Origin of the sequence: Streptomyces sp. NPDC048484, assembly GCF_040651415.1 — a bacterium.
Lineage (GTDB): Bacteria > Actinomycetota > Actinomycetes > Streptomycetales > Streptomycetaceae > Streptomyces.
This window is the reverse complement of the sequence record NZ_JBEZJY010000020.1, coordinates 1-19,734: the sequence shown is the minus strand read 5'-3', so window position 1 is coordinate 19,734 and position 19,734 is coordinate 1. Positions and strand designations below refer to the sequence as shown.

The window sequence follows — 19,734 nt, the reverse complement described above, 5'->3', positions numbered from 1 at the left end:
CGATGACCGATCCCAAGGAGCCGCGATGCGTGTCGCACTGTTCCTGACCTGTGTCAACGACACGCTCTATCCGGACACAGGCCGGGCCGTGGTGAAGCTGCTGACCAGGCTGGGCGTCGATGTCGACTTCCCAATGGCGCAGACCTGCTGCGGGCAGGCGCACTACAACACCGGATACCGGCACGAGGCCGAGCCTCTGGCCCGGCACTTCTCCGATGTATTCGGTGAGTACGAGGCGATCGTGACCCCTTCCGGGTCGTGCGGCGCGATGGTGCGCGAGCTGTATCCGCGGATGGGCGAGCGGGCCCGCGCCGAGGGCCGCGGCGACGGCCTCGCCACCACTCTCGCGCCGGTCGTGCCCAAGACCTACGAACTGACCGAGTTCCTGGTGGACGTGCTCGGGGTGACGGACGTGGGCGCGTACTACCCGCACACCGTCACGTACCACCCGACCTGTCACGGGCTGCGGAGTCTCGGTCTGGGCGACCGGCCGCGCCGGCTCCTCCAGTCCGTCAAGGGGCTTGAGCTGAGGGAGCTGCCGGGCGCCGACGAGTGCTGCGGCTTCGGCGGCACCTTCGCCCTCAAGAACTCCGATGTATCGGCGGCGATGGGGGCCGACAAGGTCCGCAACGCCGAGTCGACGGGCGCCGATGTGTTGTGCGCCGCAGACAACTCCTGCCTCATGCACATCGGAGGCACCATGACCCGGCTCAGGACGGGCATGCGCCCGGTGCACATCGCGGAGATCCTGGCGAGCACGGAAGAGGAACTGGCATGAGTGGTGGCACTTTCGTCGGCATGCCGGCCTTTCCGAAGGCCGCGCGCGAAGCCGTCCACAACAAGACCCTGCGCGGCAACCTGCGCCACGCGACGCACACCATCCGCGCCAAGCGCGAGAAGGCGGTCGCGGAGCTGTCGGACTGGGCCGAGCTGCGCGAGGCCGGCAAGCAGATCAAGGACCACACACTCCGTCACCTCGACCGGTATCTGGTGCAGTTGGAGGAGTCGGTCACGGCCGCGGGCGGCACCGTGCACTGGGCCGCCGACGCCGACGAGGCCAACCGGATCGTGACGTACCTCGTCAAGACGACCGGCGAGAGCGAGGTCGTCAAGGTCAAGTCGATGGCGACGCAGGAGATCGGCCTCAACGAGGCGCTGGAAGCCGAGGGGATCAACGCCTACGAGACCGATCTCGCCGAGCTGATCGTGCAGTTGGGCAAGGACCGGCCCTCGCACATCCTCGTCCCGGCCATCCACCGCAACCGCGGCGAGATCCGCGACATCTTCGCGCGGGAGATGGGCGAGTGGGGCCGTCCGGCGCCGGAGGGCCTGACCGACACGCCCGCCGAGCTGGCCGACGCCGCGCGCCTGCACCTGCGCGAGAAGTTCCTGCGCGCCAAGGTCGGCGTCTCCGGCGCCAACTTCATGGTCGCCGAGACCGGCACCCTGGTCGTGGTGGAGTCCGAGGGCAACGGCCGGATGTGTCTGACCCTCCCCGAGACACTGATCTCGGTCGTGGGCATCGAGAAGATCGTGCCGACCTGGCAGGACCTGGAGGTCTTCCTCCAGACCCTCCCCCGCTCCTCGACGGCCGAGCGCATGAACCCGTACACCTCGATGTGGACGGGCACCACGGACTCCGACACCGCCGACGGGCCCCAGACCTTCCATCTGGTCCTCATCGACAACGGGCGCACCGACACGCTGGCCGACGAGGTGGGCCGCCAGGCCCTGCGCTGTATCCGCTGCTCGGCGTGTCTCAATGTCTGCCCGGTGTACGAGCGGGCGGGCGGCCACGCGTACGGCTCGGTCTACCCCGGCCCGATCGGCGCGATCCTCAGCCCTCAGCTCCGGGGTATCGAGAGCGAGATCGACGCCTCGCTCCCGTACGCGTCCTCGCTGTGCGGCGCCTGCTACGACGTGTGCCCGGTGGCGATCGACATCCCGGAGGTACTGGTGCATCTGCGGGAGCGGGTCGTGCAGGGCGGTGCCGTGACCCGCGAGGGCGCCAAGGTCGTGATCAAGCCCGCCAAGGGACACGCGGCCGAGCGTGCGGCGATGCGCGCCGCGCGGTGGGCGTTCAGTCATCCGGGCGCGCTGCGCACGGGCCAGCGGCTCGCGTCCCGGACGCGCCGTTTCCACCCACGGACGCTGCCCGGCCCCGGCAAGGCCTGGAGCGAGACCCGATCGGTGCCGGCGGTTCCCGCGGAGCCGTTCCGCGACTGGTGGCAGCGGACGCACGGCGGAAAGGACGTCTCGAAGTGAGCAGCAGGGAACTGATCCTGGCCCGGGTGCGGCGAGCGCTCGCCGACGTGCCGAGGGACGACACGCCGTACGACCAGGCCTTCGAACGCGGGTATCTGCGCGAGCACGGGGACCGGGGTGTCGAGCGGACGGTGGAGCTGCTGGCGGAGAACCTGGCGGACTACCGGGCGATCGTGCACCGCTGTACGGCCGGCGAGCTGGCGGCGACGATCGCCCGGCTGCTGGCCGGGCGGGGCTCCGCGTCGGTCGCCGTGCCGACGGGCCTGGACCCGGGCTGGCTCGCCGCCACCGACGTCACGCGGGTGCCCGACAGTGCCGCGGACACCCCGGCCGAACTGGACCGCGTCGACAGCGTGGTCACGGCCTGTGCCGTCGCCATCGCCGAGACCGGCACCATCGTGCTGGACGGCGGCCCGGACCAGGGACGCCGCCGGATCACGCTGGTCCCGGACCACCACATCTGTGTCGTACGCGTCCCCGAGCAGGTTGTGTCGTCCGTCCCCCAGGGGCTGGAACGCCTCGACCCGGCCCGCCCGCTGACCTGGATCTCGGGTCCGTCCGCCACCAGTGACATCGAACTCGACCGGGTCGAGGGGGTGCACGGGCCGCGCACCCTTGAGGTGGTGCTGATGAGCGGAGAGTGACGGGCGCGGTTGGCGTGAAGGCATGATCCGGTTCGAGCAGGTCACCAAGCGGTATCCGGACGGTACGACCGCCGTGGACGGGCTCTCCTTCGAGGTGTCGAAGGGCGAACTCGTCACGCTCGTGGGCCCGTCCGGCTGCGGCAAGACGACGACCATGATGATGGTCAACCGTCTCATCGAGCCGACCTCCGGCCGGATCCTCGTCGACGGCGAGGACATCGCGACGACCGACCCGGTGCGGCTGCGCCGGCGGATCGGTTACGTCATCCAGCAGGTGGGCCTCTTCCCGCACCGGACGGTCCTCGACAACACGGCGACCGTGCCCACCCTCGTCGGCTGGAAGAAGGCGAAGGCCCGGGCGCGGGCCGCCGAGCTGCTCGACCTGGTGGGCCTGGACCCGAAGACGTTCGGTCCGCGCTATCCGGACCAGCTGTCGGGCGGTGAGCGCCAGCGGGTCGGCGTGGCACGGGCGCTGGCCGCGGACCCGCCGGTGCTGTTGATGGACGAGCCCTTCGGGGCGGTCGACCCGGTGGTACGGGAGCAGTTGCAGGACGAGTTCCTGCGGATGCAGGCGGCCGTGCGCAAAACGGTGCTGCTGGTCACGCACGACATCGAGGAGGCCGTCCGGCTCGGCGACCGTATCGCCGTGTACGGGCCGGGCCGCATCGAGCAGTACGACACGCCCGGCGCGGTACTGGGTACCCCGGCGACCCCGTACGTGGCGGAGTTCGTGGGCGCCGACCGGGGGCTGAAGCGGTTGTCGGTCACCGACATCGAGCCCGACGACCTGGAGCAGCCGCCGGTCGCCCGCCTCGACGAGGACGCCGACCGGGCCGCCGACCGGCTCCGGGCGGCCGGTGCGCGCTGGGCGGTCGTGCTGGACGCGGAAGGCGATCTGCACGGCTGGGTGGGCGTCGACGGGCTCGCCGCGGGCGGCACGGTCGGCGCCCGCGTCCACCGGATGAAGTCGTGGGTTCCGGTGGGCGCCCCGTTGAAGCAGGCCTTCGGCGTGATGCTCCAGCACGACGCCGGGTGGGTGGCGGTGCTCGACGGGGCGCGCTTCCTCGGCGTACTGACTCCGGCGAAGCTGCATGAGGCGCTGCGCCGGTCGGTCGACGCGGACGCGCTCGGTGTGCCGCGGGGTCAGGTGGAGTTCGACTCGGTGGCCGACGCCTGATGCTTGCCTGTGCCTGTGCCTGTGCCTGTGCCTGTGCCTGTGCCTGTCTGGGCAGGCTTCCCCTTCCGGTGGCCCGGGCGGTCGAGGAGTCCGAAGGCCCAGCGTTCGTTGAAGCCGGCCAGGAAGCCGACGGCGCACCAGAATCCCCAGAAGGCGGTGCCCTTCGACGCGGCGGCCGCGTCGGTGGCACAGATCTCGTCGGCGCCGGCCGGTATGTGGATGACCGTGACCCAGCCGGCGCTGAGCAGGAAGTAGACGGCCAGGGCCAGGATCCAGCCGACGAGCACCCGGTAGATGCCTTCGTGCCGCATGCTCCGGGACGCCTGGGCCGGGACGACGGCCCCCTGGTGTCCGTTGATGTGCCGCCGTGCCACCTCCTCACTGCTGCGGACCCTCAGCAGGACGCTGAGCGTCGATCCGAACGCGCCGACGCCTCCGCAGACGAAGGCCCCCATCAGGCTCCAGCGGTCGGTGCAGTTGAGTGTGACGTCGGCCAGGCCGAGCAGCTTCATACCGGCGAGGAGCGGCAGTCCCAGTAACAGCACGCTGAACAGCGCGCCGACGCCGAGCCCGAAGTTGAGTCCGCGGCTGACGGCCACCGCGTCGTCCTGCCCGAGCCGGGCACGTAAGCCGTCGATCTCCCGGTTCAGATAGTCGCCCAGGTCCCGGTCGCCGGGCGCGTCGTACAGCCGCTGGTCCCGCAGCACGTTCCGCAGTACGCACTCCACCGTGACCTTCAGCGACTCCCGGGTCTGTGTCTCGAAGGCGCGTTGCGCCGCTCCGTGGAGGTACTGCAGTTGCAGTTGCTGCTTCGGATAGACCTTGCTGAACTGCGCGTAGTCCTGGACGAGTTCGGGCTGCACACTGTCGAGGAGCCCCTTGGGCGCCGGATTCGTCCCTGCGCCCTCGATCGTTTCGCGTGTTTTCTGCCACCGGGTCCGGTGGTGTCCCCCGTTGTCCTTCATAAAGTACGTGTACCGGGGCCCGTCGCCGTGGGGAAGGCGGCCCACCGCACCAGTACGGTCACCGACGTCACGGAGCCGTCACTTCAGCAGGCCCTTGCGGGGCGCCAGCCGCTCGGCTGCCTCGAAGACGCCTTCGACGAGCAGCGCGAAGACGGCCACGAGGACGGCGCCCGCGACGACCTGGGCCGTACTCGCCAGGTTGAAGCCGGCGGTGATGATCCGCCCGAGTCCGCCGCCGCCCGCCAGCCCGGCGATCGTGGCGGTGGCCACCAGGTTGCCGAGCCCTCCGAAGCCGACGATCGCGCCGACCGTGGCCAGCGACACCGCCGAGACGGTGGCGATCCTGAGCCCCGCCATGGCGGCGGGGAGAGCGAGCGGCAGCTCGATGGACAGCAGCAGTCTGACGGGCCCGTATCCCATGCCGCGGGCCGCCTGCCGGGTGTCCTCGGGCACGGCCCGGAGATCCGGCACGCGCTGACCCGGCTGCTGCACCACACCCGCCTGTGCCGGGCCGCCGCGATCGCCATCGAGGACCTCAACTTCACCGACAGCACCAGCCGAGAGAAGCACGGCCGCAACAAGCGCTTCCGCCGCATGCTCTCCCGCTTCCCGACGGCGAAACTCAAAGCCCGGCTGGTGTCGATGGCCGCCGAACAGAACATCGCCATCGTCGCGGTCGACCCCGCCTACACCAGCCGGTGGGGTGCCCAGCACTGGCAGAAACCACTGACCACACCGACTCGCACAATTTCCCGGCACGATGCGGCAAGCATCGCGGTCGGGCGACGCGCCCTCGGGTATCCGATCCGGCGACGGACGACACCGCCCCCTGCACACCAGAGTGATGTGCAGGGGCATCGGACCGTCCAGGCCCGAGCGGAGATCCGGCGGCGTGAGGAAACCCGCCCCCACCCACCCGGACCACGCACACGATGCGTGCCACCGGAAGTGGAGCGAAAGCGGGAGACCAGCCTGCCCAAAACCGTCCGGGGCAGCGCCACCGAGCAACAGTCCTGGCAACAGGACTCACTCCCGCTCAGTGTCTAGGAACGGTTGAACGCCCCTTGTGCCTCTCCCGTACTTCAGAGGCAGCGGGCTCCCCCGCCCGCCGTGCTGGTGCCGTGACAGACAACGTTCGCGCTGTCGCGACGCCCGGCACGCGCTCTCGCCGCGCCGACCGCCGCTCCTTGACGGGCGAACGTTGCCTGCCGCGGCATCAGGAGGGAATCCCGCCCATGACGACCGCACCCCGTACCGCCGCCCTCGTCGTTCTCGTCGGGACGGCCCCGCTCCTGCTCACGGTGGGGGCCGCCGGGCCCGCCGCCGCGCACGGGGCGCCGACGGATCCGGTCAGCCGGGCGGTGGCCTGCTCCTCCGAGGGCGGGCAGCGGGCGCAGTCGGCGGCCTGCCGGGCCGCCGTCGCCTCCGGCGTCGCCGTCTTCGACAACCTGCGGCTGGCGGGCGTCGACGGCCGGGACCGGCAGGTCGTCCCCGACGGCAAGCTGTGCAGCGGAGGTCTGGCCGCCTACCGGGGCCTCGATCTGGCCCGCGCCGACTGGCCCTCGACCCGGCTGACCGCCGGGGCGGGCATGACGCTCACCTACCGGTCGACGATCCCGCACACCGGCACGTTCAAGCTGTTCATGACGGAGGAGGGTTACGACCCGACGAAGCCGCTCAAGTGGTCCGACCTGCCGTCCCAGCCGTTCGCGACGGCCACCGACCCGAAGCTGGTGAACGGCGCCTACCGGATCAAGGCCAAGCTGCCGTCCGGCCGCACCGGACGCCATCTGCTGTACACGATCTGGCAGAACACCAGCACGCCGGACACCTACTACTCGTGCTCGGACGTGGTCTTCCCCGGCGCGAAGAAGAGCGCCGGGTCCGTCGGGTCCGCGACGCCGGAGCCCGTGGATCCGCCGACGAAGTCCGCCGCGTCGAAGACCACCGCCGCCCCGTCGAAGTCCCCGGACGACGTCGCGAGCAAGCCCGTGGAACCCACCCAGACCCTGACCAGCGCGCCCGGCGAGGCGGTCTCCTCCTCCACCGCGGACAAGGACAACCGTGCACCGGCCCTGCCCCTCATCGCGGGCGGCGCGGCGGGTCTCCTGATCACGGCGGGCGCCGCGTTCACCCTCCGCAGGCGGCGCTGACGCCCCGGACCTGCCGTCCTCGGAAGATCACGTGACTGATAGCCTGCGCGTCGCTTCGGAAGTTCGGAAGTCCGGAAGTGAAGAGCGGCAGTTGCGGGGAGGAACGTGCGGACCTGGCGGAGGAGCCTGGAAGCGGCCGGGGTGAACCAGGGCGTACTGGGCGACGACTACACGAAGGTCGCGCGGTTCATGCGGCGGCGGGAGCCGGCCGGTTATCTGGCGGTGCGCCTGATGGTGCCCGTGGCCCATCAGCCGCATGTGCTCGCCGGGTACGCGTTCGCGTCGTTCACCGACGACGTCTGCGACCGTGGCACGGTCCAGGAGCGCACCCGACGCTATGACGCGTGGGACACGCGGGTGCGCGCGGCGCTCAGCTCGGGAAGCGCCGACCATCCGCTGCTGCGCGCGTTCCTGCACACCGCGGCCGACCGTGAGCTGCCGCGCCGGTGGGTCGACTCGTACCTGGACGGCGCGCGGATCGACCTCGACTTCCCCGGCTTCGCCACCGAGGCCGACTATCAGCGGTACGTGGAAGAGCTCACCTGGCCGTTCCTGATGATCACCTCGGGGCTGGCCCATCAGGGCGGCGGCAGTGCCGAGTTCGCGGCGGCCTGCCGGCTGTTCGCCGACGCGGCCCAGCGGACGGACATACTGACCGACCTGTCCGAGGACCTGCGGGGCGGGCGCCTGTATCTGCCGGTCAGCGATCTCGACCGGTACGGCATCACGCGCGAGGATCTCGAACAGGGGCGCGACCTGCCGGGAGTGCGCGCGCTGATGGCGACCACCGCACAGGCCGCGCGCGCCACGCTCCGGGAGTCCGCCGTGCTGCTGGACCACTGTTCGGACGAACACCGGCGGCTGATGCGTTTCATTCTGGACCTGCACCACCAGCGTCTGGGGTCGGTGACGGCCCGGGGCGCCTCGATCACCCGCCGTCCCGTACGCGACCGCCCCGTGGCATGCCTGCGCCTGCTGGCCCGCCGCTCGCCGGGGCACCGGGGCTCTTCCCGGCTTTCCGGAACCGCCCGGTGACCGCTTCGGCCGGCCCTGTTGAACCGGCCTGCCGGGCAGCCAGTGGATCACCTCGGCGGACTCTCCGGTAACGTCAGAATATGAGTCATCCGCATCCCGAACTGAAAGCCGCCCCTCCCCTGCCCGAAGGAGGGCTGAGGGTCGTCGCCTTGGGCGGTCTCGGTGAGATCGGCCGCAACATGACCGTCTTCGAGCATGCAGGCAAGCTGCTCATCGTCGACTGCGGCGTGCTGTTCCCCGAAGAGACCCAACCCGGCGTGGACGTGATCCTGCCGGACTTCACCTCGATCCGTGACCGCCTGGACGACATCGTCGCCGTGGTGCTCACCCACGGCCACGAGGACCACATCGGTGGCGTGCCGTATCTGCTCCGTGAGCGCTCCGACATCCCTGTCGTGGGCTCCAAGCTCACACTGGCGTTCCTGGAGGCCAAGCTCAAGGAGCACGGGATCCGGCCGCGCACGGTGCGGGTACGTGAGGGCGACCGGCGCGGCTTCGGCCCCTTCGACTGCGAATTCGTGGCGGTCAACCACTCCATCCCGGACGGCCTCGCGGTCGCGATCCGCACCGGCGCCGGGATGGTGCTGCACACCGGTGACTTCAAGATGGACCAGTTCCCACTGGACGATCGCATCACCGACCTGCGCGCCTTCGCCCGCCTCGGTGAGGAAGGCGTCGATCTCTTCCTCACCGACTCCACCAACGCCGAGGTCCCCGGTTTCACCACCTCCGAACGCGATCTGAACCCGGCGATCGAGCAGGTGATGCGTACCGCCCCGCGCCGGGTGATCGTCTCCAGTTTCGCCAGCCATGTGCACCGCATCCAGCAGGTCCTGGACGCCGCGCACCAGCACGGCCGCAAGGTCGCCTTCGTGGGCCGCTCCATGGTCCGCAACATGGGCATCGCCCGCGACCTCGGGTACCTGAAGGTTCCCAGCGGTCTGGTCGTGAGCACCAAGGAAATGGAGAAACTGGCCGACCACAAGATCACCCTGGTGTGCACCGGATCCCAGGGCGAGCCGATGGCGGCTCTGTCCCGGATGGCCAACCGCGACCATGTGATCCGCGTCGGCAAGGGCGACACCGTTCTGCTCGCCAGCTCCCTGATCCCCGGCAACGAGAACGCCATCTACCGGGTGATCAACGGGCTGACCCGGTGGGGCGCCCATGTCGTCCACAAGGGCAACGCCAAGGTGCACGTCTCCGGGCACGCCAGCGCCGGTGAGCTCGTGTACTGCTACAACATCGTCAAGCCCCGCAATGTCATGCCCGTGCACGGCGAATGGCGCCACCTGCGCGCCAACGCCGATCTGGCCATCCGTACGGGAGTCGATCCCGAGCGAGTGGTCATCGCCGAGGACGGTGTCGTCGTCGACCTCGTGAACGGCCGTGCGTCGATCACCGGCAAGGTGCCCGCGGGCAACGTCTACGTGGACGGCATGGCGGTCGGCGGCGCCACCGAGGCGTCCCTGAAGGACCGCGTCACCCTCGCGGAGGAAGGCGTGGTCACCGTGGTGGCGATCGTCGACGCCGACACGGGCGCCCTTGCCGAGACTCCCGACTTCCTGGCCCGCGGGTTCGTCCACGACGACGCCACCTTCGAACCGGTCATCCCTGTCATCGAGAAGACTCTGGCGACCGCGGCCCAGGAAGGCGTCGGCGACGCGCACCAGCTGGAACAGCTCATCGCCCGCGCCGTGGCGAACTGGGCCTTCCGTACCCACCGCCGCAGGCCTCTCATCATCCCCGTCATCATCGACGCCTGACCGGCGGCCCTTCCCTTTTCCCGCCCTGCCGGCAGCAGGCACCGGCCTCGGGCACCGGCCTCGGGCGCCGACGGTGCGTCAGAAAGGTAGATGGATGAGCGCGCGTTTCGAGGAGATCGACTGGCGCCCGACAGCGATGGGCGACATCAGCCTGCGGCGTCGCCGCGACCCGGCATCGGACACCGATGTGTACGAGGTGAAGCTCGGCGACGAGTTCTTGATGTCCAGCCTCTTCACAGCCGGCGAGATCGCGCTTGCGGAACTCGGGCTGGCGGAACTGCCGGGCACCGAACTGGACGTCGCCGTCGGCGGACTCGGGCTCGGGTACACCGCCGAGGCCGTGCTGGACGACCCACGGGTGCGCTCGTTGACCGTGATCGACACCCTCGCCGAAGTCATCGACTGGCATCGGCGAGGCCTGGTCCCTCTCGGCTCCCGGCTGACTTCGGACGCCCGCTGCCGGCTGGTGCAGGGCGACTTCTTCGCGATGGCGGCCGATTCGGGCGGCCTGGACCCGACGGAGCCGGGCCGCCGCTTCCACGCCGTTCTGCTGGATGTCGACCATTCGCCGCGCCATGTGCTCCACCCGCGCCACGCGGCGCTCTACCAGCCTGCCGGGCTCCGCGCTCTCACCGAACGCCTCCACCCCGGCGGGGTCTTCGCCCTGTGGTCGAACGACCCGCCGGACGAACAGTTCACCTCCGCACTCACCGAGGTCTTCGCCCAGTCAGCGGCCCATGTCGTCGCCTTCGACAATCCCCTGCAGGGCGGCACCTCGACCAACACCGTCTACGTGGCCAGGACAGAACCGGGGCCGCGGTAGGCAAACAGTTCGGCGGCATTAGTTGAACCCGTTCAAAAATACGGGATACGTTGATGCCGACCGAAGCCGAGGGGGCTCGATGAAGGTAGTGCTGCCCGGGGGAACCGGACAGGTGGGCGCGATTCTCGACCGTGCGCTGACGGCGGCCGGCCACGAGGTCACGGTGGTGACCCGGCGTCCCGTGCGGGCGCACGACATCGGCTGGGACGGGGCCACGCTCGGCCGCTGGGCCGCGGCGATCGACGGCTGCGATGCCGTGATCAACCTGGCCGGGCGCAGCGTTTCCTGCCGGTACACCGCCGAGAACCTGCGGGCCATGATGGACTCCCGGGTGGATTCGGCACGGGTGGTCGGCGAGGCGATCGCCGCCGCCGCGCGGCCACCGCGCGTCTGGCTGCAGATGAGTACGGCGACGGTCTACGCCCACCGCTTCGACGCGGCACACGACGAGGCGACCGGGCTGATCGGCGGCTCGGAGGCCGGGGTGCCGGACTACTGGGCGTACAGCGTCGAGATCGCGAAGAACTGGGAGCGGGCGCAGGCCGAGGCGCCGACTCCCGCGACCCGCAAGGTGGCGCTGCGCTCGGCGATGGTCATGAGCCCGGATCGGGGCGGTGTGTTCGACGTACTGTCGAGGCTGACGCGACTCGGGTTGGGCGGTCCGGTGGCCGGCGGCGCGCAGTACGTCTCCTGGATCCATGACGAGGACTTCGTACGAGCGGTGGAGTTCCTGATCGCCCGGGACGACCTTGAGGGACCAGTGAACCTCGCCTCGCCCGGCCCCCTTCCGCACCGCGACTTCATGTGGGCGCTACGCAGGGCCTGGGGCGTTCCGGTGGGGCTGCCGGCGACACGCTGGATGGCCGAGCTGGGAGCGTTCGCGCTGCGCTCGGACACGGAGCTGCTGCTCAAGAGCCGTCGGGTGGTGCCGGGTCGGCTGCGCGCGGCCGGATTCGCCTTCGCGTATCCCGAGTGGGAGGGGGCCGCCACATCCCTCGTACAGCAGTCCAGGTCGGTTCGTGCGGCATCGGGCCGGGCCCGTGAATCGAGCAGCCACGCCGCGTAGGCAGCCACGCCGCGTAGACAGAGGGTCGGCCATCAGTCGCGGCGAAAGGCGATCAGATCGGTGACGCACGTGCCTGGTCAGGTGCCCGGCGTCAACTGCGGAGCCGGCGGCTCCGACCATCGAGTTCACGAGAGCCGGACCACCGCAGAAGCAGGCGATGGGGAAGCTCGAACGAAACCCTCCGATGCGGCCACGATCACGCCCTGCCGTGAGTCAGCGGAAGCCGGGCCCATCCTCGCCGTGACCTCACCGCCGCGAGCCTGCCGGAAAACGCGGCGGGAATACAAATCATCGACCAGGCAAAGAAAACGTACGGACGAGACCACACCCGCCCGGCAAGGAACCTACTAGGAAATAAAGGGCAATCCACGCCAAGAAAGTTGACAGCGTTCAGTTCGACTTGAGAAGGTAAAGTGATCAACATTGTTGTCAAATTGCCTAATTGATCGCTCCTGGCCCGGAGCGCGAACATTGACCGAGGTATCGAGATGTCTGGATCACATGGCGGCCGTCGTGAACTGATGGCCGGACAGCTTGGCGTATGGCATGCGCAGCAACTGAATCCGGATAATCCGATCTATAACATGGGCGAATACGTAGAGATTAACGGAAAGGTGGATACAGTCTTATTCGAGGCTGCCGCGCGAAGAGTCGTCCAAGAAGTCGACTGTTTTCGTCTGCGCTTCGAGGGAACCGCAGACGAAGTCCCGCGGCAGCATTTTGACCTGGGGGGCGATTGGCTGTTTCACGTGATCGACGTGAGCGGTGAGGAAGATCCCCGTTCCAGCGCGGAGAGCTGGATGCAGGCGGACATGCGACGTCCAGCGGATCTCCAGGGCGGTAGACTTTTCACCCACGCCATATTCAAGGTGGATGAAGATCTCTTCTTCTGGTACGAGCGAATGCACCACATCATCGCGGACGGACTCGCAGGAGTCCTGATAGCCACCCGAGTCGCTGCAGCATACACGGCACTGTTGGTCGGCGAATCCCTCACGGAGGGTGCGTTTCCCTCGAGTTCCGTACTGATGGACGCCGATGCCGATTACCGGGCGTCCGCAGAATTCGAACTGGACCGGGAGTACTGGACGGATCGTCTTTCCGATCACCCTCAACCGGTCAGCTTGAGTGGCCGGGAACCTTCCACCACACCTCATGAACTAACACGTCATACGCTCCGCATCCCTCCCGAGGCCGCCGCAGAACTCAGAAGCTCCGCACGTCGGCTGGGAACGAGCCTCTCGGGACTGGCCTTAGCCGCGAGCGCCGCCTACCTGCATCGCGCAACGGGACAAGAGGACATCATTCTCGGGGTTCCCGTAATGGGCAGAGCAAGTGCACTGCGGAACATCCCAGGAATGACGGCGAATATCGTTCCTCTGCGCCTCACAGTGCAGCCGAAGGCCACAGCGAGGGAACTCGTGAAGCAGGTGTCTCGCGGAGTAAGAGATGCCTTGCGGCATCAGCGATACCGCTACGAGGACATCCTCAGAGACCTGAAACTCGTAGGGCGCAGCGGACTATACCCTCTACTGATCAATATCGTCTCCTTTGACTACGATCTAAAATTTGGTGACGCCCCCGGCAGTGCACATGGGCTCGGTGGCATAAATTTCAATGACCTGTCGATTTCGGTGTACGACAGGTCATCCGACGGAAGCATATCCGTGGTTGTGGATGCCAACCCGGATCTCTACAGCCGGGAAGCAGCGCATGAGCATGCTGCGAAATTCCTTGACGTGATGAACTGGATGGCGCGTTCCACTGCGGAGGAACGCGTACACCAGATCACGTTGATGAGCCGCTCCGAGCAGCGTCTGGTTCTCGAGGGCTGGAACGACACCGCCCGGGAGGTGCCCGCGGCGACGCTGCCGGAACTGTTCCAGGCCCAGGCCGCACGCACCCCGGACGCGACCGCCCTCGTCTTCGAGGACCTGGAACTGAGTTACGGGGAACTCAACGCCCGCGCCAACCGCCTCGCCCGCCTGCTGATCGACCGGGGTGTGGGGCCCGAGTCGCTGGTCGCGGTCATGATGCACCGCTCCGTCGACCTGGTGGTCGCCCTCCTCGCCGTGGTCAAGGCCGGCGGCGCGTATGTACCCATCGACCCGGACTACCCCGCCGACCGCATCACTTACGTCCTCGCCGACGCCCAACCTCTCCTGGTGCTCACCAGCACGGACCTGGCCTCCCGCCTCACCGACAGCCACCCGCCGTACGTGGCCCTCGACGCCGACCGCACCACCACCGCACTCAAGGACCTCCAGGACACCGACCCCACCGACACCGAACGCCGCACCCCCCTGCTGCCCGCCCACCCCGCCTACGTCATCTACACCTCCGGCTCCACCGGGCAGCCCAAGGGCGTAGCCGTACCCCACACGGGTCTCGTCAACTGGCTGACCTGGATGCAGGACGCCTACAACCTGACTGCCTCGGACCGGGTGTTGCAGAAAACCCCCTTCGGTTTCGATGTGTCGGTACGGGAGTTCTTCTGGCCGCTGCTCCAGGGGGCGACGTTGGTGGTCGCCAAGCCCTCGGGCCACCGCGACCCCGAGTACCTGGCCGAGTTGATCCAACGCGAACGTGTCACGATCGCGCACTTCGTCCCGTCCCTGCTGCAGGTCTTCCTCCGCGAACCGGCCGCCGCCGCCTGTACCGACCTGCGAGCTGTGTTCTGCAGCGGTGAAGCGCTGCCCGGCGACGTCGCCGGGCAGTTCCGGAACGTACTGGACGTTCCGCTCCACAATCTCTACGGTCCCACCGAGGCGTCGGTCGAGGTCACCGCATGGACGTGTGACAGCGACACCAGCAGGAGCAGTGTCCCCATCGGACGCCCGGTCTGGAACACGCAGGTCTATGTGCTGGACGCGGCGTTACGGCCGTCGCCGGTGGGTGTTGCGGGCGAGTTGTACCTGGCCGGCATCCAGCTGGCCCGTGGCTATCTCGACCGGCCGGGGCTGACCGCCCAGCGGTTTGTGGCCAACCCCTTCACCCCGGGTGAGCGGATGTACCGCACCGGCGACCTGGCCCGGTGGAACGCCGACAGGCAGTTGGAGTATCTCGGGCGGACCGACGACCAGGTGAAGATCCGCGGGTTCCGTATCGAGCTGGGTGAGGTCGAGGCCGCGCTGCTCTCCCACCCGTCCGTGGCCCAGGCAGCGGTGATGGTGCGTGAGGACCGCCCCGGCGACAAGCGCCTGGTCGGCTATCTCGTCCCGGCGAGCGGTCCGGAGGGTGTGGACATCGCCGTAGTGCGTAGGCATCTGCAGGGTGTGTTGCCGGAGTACATGGTGCCGTCCGCGCTGGTGGTCCTGGAGGCCCTGCCGCTGACGGTGAACGGCAAGCTGGACCGCAGGGCCCTGCCCGCTCCGGACTACCGGACGGCTGACAGCGGCCGGGGGCCGGCCACGGTGCAGGAGGAAATCCTGTGCACCGTCTTCGCCGAGATCCTGGGCCTGCCCCAGGTCGGCGTGGACGACAACTTCTTCGAACTGGGCGGCCACTCACTCCTGGCGACCCGGCTGGTGAGCCGCATCCGATCGGTCTTCGGAGCCGAGGTGCCGATCCGGACACTCTTCGAGGCACCCACCCCGGCTGCCCTGGCGGGCCGATTGACCTCCTCCGGCGCGAGACGCCAACCGCTGGAACGAGTCGAGCGGGCGGAACAGATGCCGTTGTCGTTCGCACAGCAGCGCTTGTGGTTCCTGGGCGAGCTGGAAGGCCCCTCGGCCACCTACAACATTCCCGTGGCTCTGCGACTGACCGGCGACCTGGACGTCGACGCGCTGAGGGCCGCCCTGCGTGATGTGGTCGGCCGACACGAGGTACTGCGCACCGTGTTCGCGACGGTGGACGGGCAGCCCCACCAGCAGATCCTGCCGGTCGAGAACGCCCCGGTCCCACTCGCGGTCCAACGGACAGCTGACCTCAAGGCCGCGATCACCGAGAGCGCAGGTCACCACTTCGATCTTGCCACCGAGATCCCGCTGCGGGCCTGGCTGTTCGAGACCGGTCCTGACGAGCACGTCCTGATGATCTTGGTGCACCACATCGCGGGTGACGGGTGGTCCCTGGCCCCGCTGACGCGGGATCTGTCGGCCGCGTATGCCGCCCGATCCACTGGCCGGGCCCCGGAGTGGGTGCCGTTGCCGGTGCAGTACGCCGACTACAGCCTGTGGCAGCGCGAGCTGCTTGGTGACGAGACCGACCCCGACAGCGTCCTGAGCGAGCAGTTGACCTATTGGCGCCAGGCACTGGCCGACCTGCCGGAGGAGCTGGCGTTACCGTTCGACCGGTCGCGTCCCCCGGTCGTCTCCCATCGGGGTGGCAGTGTCGGACTGACCATTGACGCGCAGGTGCACCAGAAGTTGGTTGAGCTGGCCCGGGTGCAGGGCGTGACGGTGTTCATGGTGGTGCAGGCTGCGTTGGCCGTCCTGCTGCACCGGCTGGGGGCCGGAGACGACATTCCGGTCGGCACCCCGATAGCCGGCCGCACCGACGAGGCACTGGACGATCTGGTGGGGCTCTTCGTCAACACCCTCGTCCTGCGTTCAGACCTGTCCGGCGATCCGACCTTCCTGCAACTGCTGGCCAGAACACGGGAAGCTGACCTCGGCGCCTACACGCACCAGGATGTGCCGTTCGAGCGGCTGGTGGAGGACCTCGCCCCGGCCCGGTCGATGGCCCGCCATCCGCTGTTCCAGGTCATGCTCACCCTGCAGAACACCGCCGAAGCGCGTCTCGACCTGCCCGGTCTGAACATCGAGGCACTGCCTGCGGGCGTCCTTCCTGCCAAGTTCGACCTGGACTTCCAGATCGCCGAGCAGATCACCGACGGCGGCACCCCGGCGGGCCTGACCGGACTGATCACCTACGCCGCCGACCTGTTCGATCCCGCGAGTGTCGAGGCGATCGCACGGCGCTTCCTCATGGTCCTGGAGACAGTGACCGCGGATCCGTCGCTGCCGGTCAGCCGCATCGATGTCCTGGACACCGCGGAGCGGGAGCAGATCCTGTCCGGGTGGAACGACACGACCCACGAGGTTCCGCCGGCCACGCTGGCCGAACTGTTCGAAGCCCAGGTCACCCGCACCCCCGCCGCGACCGCGGTGGTCTTCGACGGTACCGAGGCGACCTATGCGGAGTTGAACGCGCGGGCCAACCGGCTGGCCCGCGTCCTCGTGGGCAGGGGCGCCCGGCCCGAAGAACGTGTGGCGGTGATGATGGACCGCTCCGCCGACCTCGTCGCCGCACTCCTCGCAGTGGTCAAGACCGGAGCCGCGTACGTCCCGATCGACCCGGCCTACCCCGCCGACCGCATCACCTACATGCTCAACGACGCCCAGGCCACACTGCTGGTGACACACCAGGCGATGACAGGCACAGTGGATGACGGTGTGACGCGCATCGTGACGGATGCCCCAGACACCACGGCGGCGCTGTCCACCATGGCCGGGGACAACCTCACGGACCGCGAGCGAGGAGCGGCACTCCTGCCCGCCCACCCCGCCTACGTGATCTACACCTCCGGCTCCACGGGACGCCCCAAGGGCGTCGTGGTAAGCCACGCAGCAGTCTCCTACTACCTCACCTGGGCAATCAGCGCGTACCCCGGGCTGAGTGGTCGGACCGTGCTGCACTCGTCGGCTGCGTTCGACCTGACCGTCACACCGTTGTACGGCACGCTGATCTCGGGCGGTGCCCTGCACATCGCGGATATCCGGGACGGGCTTCCCGCTGAACTGGCGCCCACCTTCCTGAAGGTGACGCCGAGCCACCTGGGCCTTCTGTCCGAAGAGCCCGCCGGATCCTTCGCCCGGGGAGACCTCGTCGTCGGCGGCGAAAGCCTTGCAGGCGAGCAGCTCACACGGTGGCGGTCCGCGCACCGCGACGTCCTGATCACGAATGAGTACGGTCCGACCGAGGCGGCCGTCGGATGTGTCACCTTCACCATCCGTCCCGGGGACCCGGATGTGCTGGATGGTGGCGTCCCCATCGGCCGTTCCGTTCGGCACATGAGAGTCTTCGTGCTGGACTCAGCCTTGCGGCCGGTGCCGCCCGGGGTGGCAGGTGAGATGTATGTCGCCGGGGTGCAGCTGGCCCGTGGCTATCTCGACCGGCCGGGGCTGACCGCGCAGCGGTTCGTCGCGAACCCCTTCACCCCGGGTGAGCGGATGTACCGCACCGGCGACCTGGCCCGGTGGAGCTCTGAGGGACAACTCGAGTATCTGGGCCGTACGGATGACCAGGTGAAGATCCGGGGTTTCCGGATCGAGCTGGGTGAGATCGAGGCCGTACTGACTGCGCTCCCGTCCGTGGCCCAGTCGGCGGTGGTGGTGCGTGAGGACCGCCCCGGCGACAAGCAGCTGGTCGGCTACCTCGTCCCGTCCAGCGGCAGCAGCGGCGGCGGCAGTCACGGCAACACCGCGAGTGTGGATCTTGCCGCGCTGCGCACTCGTCTCGGCGAGGTGTTGCCGGAGTACATGGTGCCGTCCGCGCTGGTGGTCCTGGATGCGCTGCCGCTGACGGCGAACGGCAAGCTGGACCGCAGGGCCCTGCCCACTCCGGACTACCGGACGGCCGACAGCGGCCGAGGGCCGGCCACGGTGCAGGAGGAAATCCTGTGCACCGTCTTCGCCGAAGTCCTGGGCCTCCCCCAGGTCGGCGTGGACGACAACTTCTTCGAACTGGGCGGCCACTCACTCCTGGCGACCCGGCTGGTGAGCCGCATCCGATCGGTCTTCGGAGCCGAGGTGCCGATCCGGACACTCTTCGAGGCACCCACCCCGGCCGCCCTGGCGGGCCGGTTGACCTCCTCCGGCACGAGACGCCAACCGCTGGAACGAGTCGAGCGGGCAGAACAAATGCCGTTGTCGTTCGCGCAGCAGCGGTTGTGGTTCCTGGGCGAGCTGGAAGGCCCTTCGGCCACCTACAACATTCCCGTGGCTCTGCGACTGACCGGCGACCTGGACGTCGAGGCGTTACGGATGGCACTGGGCGATCTGGTGACCCGGCACGAGGTCTTGCGGACGGTCTTCCCGGCCGACGAGGGCAGCCCGTATCAGCAGATTCTTGCCCCGCCTGCCTCGTTTGATCTGCCGGTGGTCGAGGTGGGACGGGAGGGCCTGACGGAGGCGGTTGCCGGACTGGCGGGTCACGCGTTCGACCTGGCGGCGGAGCTTCCCTTGCGGGCGTGGCTGCTGCGGGTGGGGCCGGGTGAGTGCGTGCTGGTGATGGTGGTGCATCACATCGCCGGTGACGGGTGGTCGATGGGACCGCTGGCACGGGATCTGTCGGCCGCGTACACGGCCCGTACTACCGGGCGGGCACCCCAGTGGGAGCCGTTGGCGGTGCAGTACGCGGACTACACGCTGTGGCAGCGCCAGCTGCTCGGCGAGGAGACCGACCCCGACAGCCTGCTGAACGAGCAGCTGGGCTACTGGCGCAAGGCCTTGGACGGGCTACCGCAGGAACTGGTGCTGCCGTTCGACCGGCCACGGCCAACGGTGGCCTCGCACCGCGGATCCCAGGTGAACATCCATGTGCCGGCCGAGGTACATGCCCGGGTTGCCGAACTGGCCCGCACCCAGGGCGTGACAGTGTTCATGGTGCTCCAGACAGCGCTGGCGGTACTGCTGTCCCGGCTGGGCGCAGGCAGCGACATCCCGCTCGGCACCCCGGTCGCCGGACGCACCGACGAGGCACTGGACGACCTGGTCGGATTCTTCGTCAACACCCTGGTAATGCGCACCGACCTGTCCGGTGACCCCACATTCACCGCCCTGCTGGAACAGGTCCGCGAAAACGGCCTGGCCGCGTTCGCGCACCAGGACGTCCC

General features: G+C 68.8%; 11 protein-coding genes and 2 pseudogenes. 11 read left to right on the top strand and 2 right to left on the bottom strand.

Translation table 11 applies throughout. The annotated features are described in order from the left end of the window. Positions 1-25 precede the first annotated feature (25 nt). From AB0D14_RS21005 to AB0D14_RS20990, 4 genes are read left to right on the top strand one after another with little or no spacing between them, the layout of a single operon-like run. A complete protein-coding gene (locus AB0D14_RS21005; RefSeq protein ID WP_362781170.1) occupies positions 26-778 on the top strand; it encodes a (Fe-S)-binding protein in 753 nt (250 codons plus the stop codon). Continuing rightward, positions 775-2,265 (top strand): LutB/LldF family L-lactate oxidation iron-sulfur protein, encoded by a 1,491-nt coding sequence (locus AB0D14_RS21000; protein ID WP_362781169.1) that lies wholly within the window; start codon positions 775-777, stop codon positions 2,263-2,265. Before AB0D14_RS21005 ends, AB0D14_RS21000 begins: the two co-directional genes overlap by 4 nt. Beyond that, complete coding sequence (locus tag AB0D14_RS20995) at positions 2,262-2,909, top strand: lactate utilization protein C (protein ID WP_362781167.1); 648 nt, start codon at positions 2,262-2,264, stop codon at positions 2,907-2,909. Before AB0D14_RS21000 ends, AB0D14_RS20995 begins: the two co-directional genes overlap by 4 nt. 22 nt (positions 2,910-2,931) lie before the next feature. Beyond that, the gene (locus tag AB0D14_RS20990) at positions 2,932-4,086 is read left to right on the top strand and encodes a betaine/proline/choline family ABC transporter ATP-binding protein (RefSeq protein ID WP_362781166.1); all 1,155 of its coding nucleotides are present in this window, start codon (positions 2,932-2,934) and stop codon (positions 4,084-4,086) included. Here the strand turns inward: AB0D14_RS20990 and AB0D14_RS20985 are convergent. Both AB0D14_RS20985 and AB0D14_RS20980 read right to left on the bottom strand, forming a co-directional pair. Next, positions 4,053-5,051, bottom strand: a complete 999-nt coding sequence (locus tag AB0D14_RS20985) for a hypothetical protein (protein ID WP_362781164.1) — start codon at positions 5,049-5,051, stop codon at positions 4,053-4,055. The genes AB0D14_RS20990 and AB0D14_RS20985 overlap by 34 nt on opposite strands. Positions 5,052-5,129: 78 nt before the next feature. After that, a pseudogene (locus AB0D14_RS20980) lies at positions 5,130-5,486 on the bottom strand (ABC transporter permease subunit); the annotation flags it as partial. A 24-nt stretch (positions 5,487-5,510) separates the two neighbouring features. Here AB0D14_RS20980 and AB0D14_RS20975 point away from each other — a divergent pair. The 7 genes and pseudogenes from AB0D14_RS20975 to AB0D14_RS20945 all read left to right on the top strand — a co-directional run. After that, a pseudogene (locus AB0D14_RS20975) lies at positions 5,511-6,098 on the top strand (IS200/IS605 family accessory protein TnpB-related protein); the annotation flags it as partial. Positions 6,099-6,286: 188 nt separating this feature from the next. Next, entirely contained in the window at positions 6,287-7,204 is a 918-nt protein-coding gene (locus AB0D14_RS20970) for a lytic polysaccharide monooxygenase (RefSeq protein ID WP_362781163.1), read from the top strand. Between the two features lie 105 nt (positions 7,205-7,309). Next, a complete protein-coding gene (locus AB0D14_RS20965; protein WP_362781161.1) occupies positions 7,310-8,239 on the top strand; it encodes a squalene/phytoene synthase family protein in 930 nt (309 codons plus the stop codon). A gap of 80 nt (positions 8,240-8,319) precedes the next feature. After that, positions 8,320-10,005: a ribonuclease J gene (locus tag AB0D14_RS20960; protein WP_362781158.1), complete on the top strand. Its 1,686-nt coding sequence runs from the start codon at positions 8,320-8,322 to the stop codon at positions 10,003-10,005. 94 nt (positions 10,006-10,099) lie between these two features. Beyond that, entirely contained in the window at positions 10,100-10,828 is a 729-nt protein-coding gene (locus tag AB0D14_RS20955; RefSeq protein WP_362781156.1) for a spermidine synthase, read from the top strand. A gap of 79 nt (positions 10,829-10,907) precedes the next feature. Then, positions 10,908-11,894 carry a TIGR01777 family oxidoreductase gene (locus AB0D14_RS20950; protein WP_362781154.1) on the top strand — a complete coding sequence of 329 codons (987 nt, stop codon included), beginning with the start codon at positions 10,908-10,910 and terminating at the stop codon, positions 11,892-11,894. Between the two features lie 488 nt (positions 11,895-12,382). Then, a partial coding sequence (locus AB0D14_RS20945; protein WP_362781152.1) for an amino acid adenylation domain-containing protein occupies positions 12,383-19,734 on the top strand: 7,352 nt, incomplete at its 3' end.

Bases quoted from the DNA above. Each gene is read 5' to 3' on its own strand.
- AB0D14_RS21005 (WP_362781170.1), top strand. From the start codon at position 26: ATGCGTGTCGCACTGTTCCTGACCTGTGTCAACGACACGCTCTATCCG.
- AB0D14_RS20950 (WP_362781154.1), top strand. From the start codon at position 10,908: ATGAAGGTAGTGCTGCCCGGGGGAACCGGACAGGTGGGCGCGATTCTC.
- AB0D14_RS21000 (WP_362781169.1), top strand. From the start codon at position 775: ATGAGTGGTGGCACTTTCGTCGGCATGCCGGCCTTTCCGAAGGCCGCG.
- AB0D14_RS20955 (WP_362781156.1), top strand. From the start codon at position 10,100: ATGAGCGCGCGTTTCGAGGAGATCGACTGGCGCCCGACAGCGATGGGC.
- AB0D14_RS20970 (WP_362781163.1), top strand. From the start codon at position 6,287: ATGACGACCGCACCCCGTACCGCCGCCCTCGTCGTTCTCGTCGGGACG.
- AB0D14_RS20985 (WP_362781164.1), bottom strand. From the start codon at position 5,051: ATGAAGGACAACGGGGGACACCACCGGACCCGGTGGCAGAAAACACGC.
- AB0D14_RS20960 (WP_362781158.1), top strand. From the start codon at position 8,320: ATGAGTCATCCGCATCCCGAACTGAAAGCCGCCCCTCCCCTGCCCGAA.
- AB0D14_RS20990 (WP_362781166.1), top strand. From the start codon at position 2,932: ATGATCCGGTTCGAGCAGGTCACCAAGCGGTATCCGGACGGTACGACC.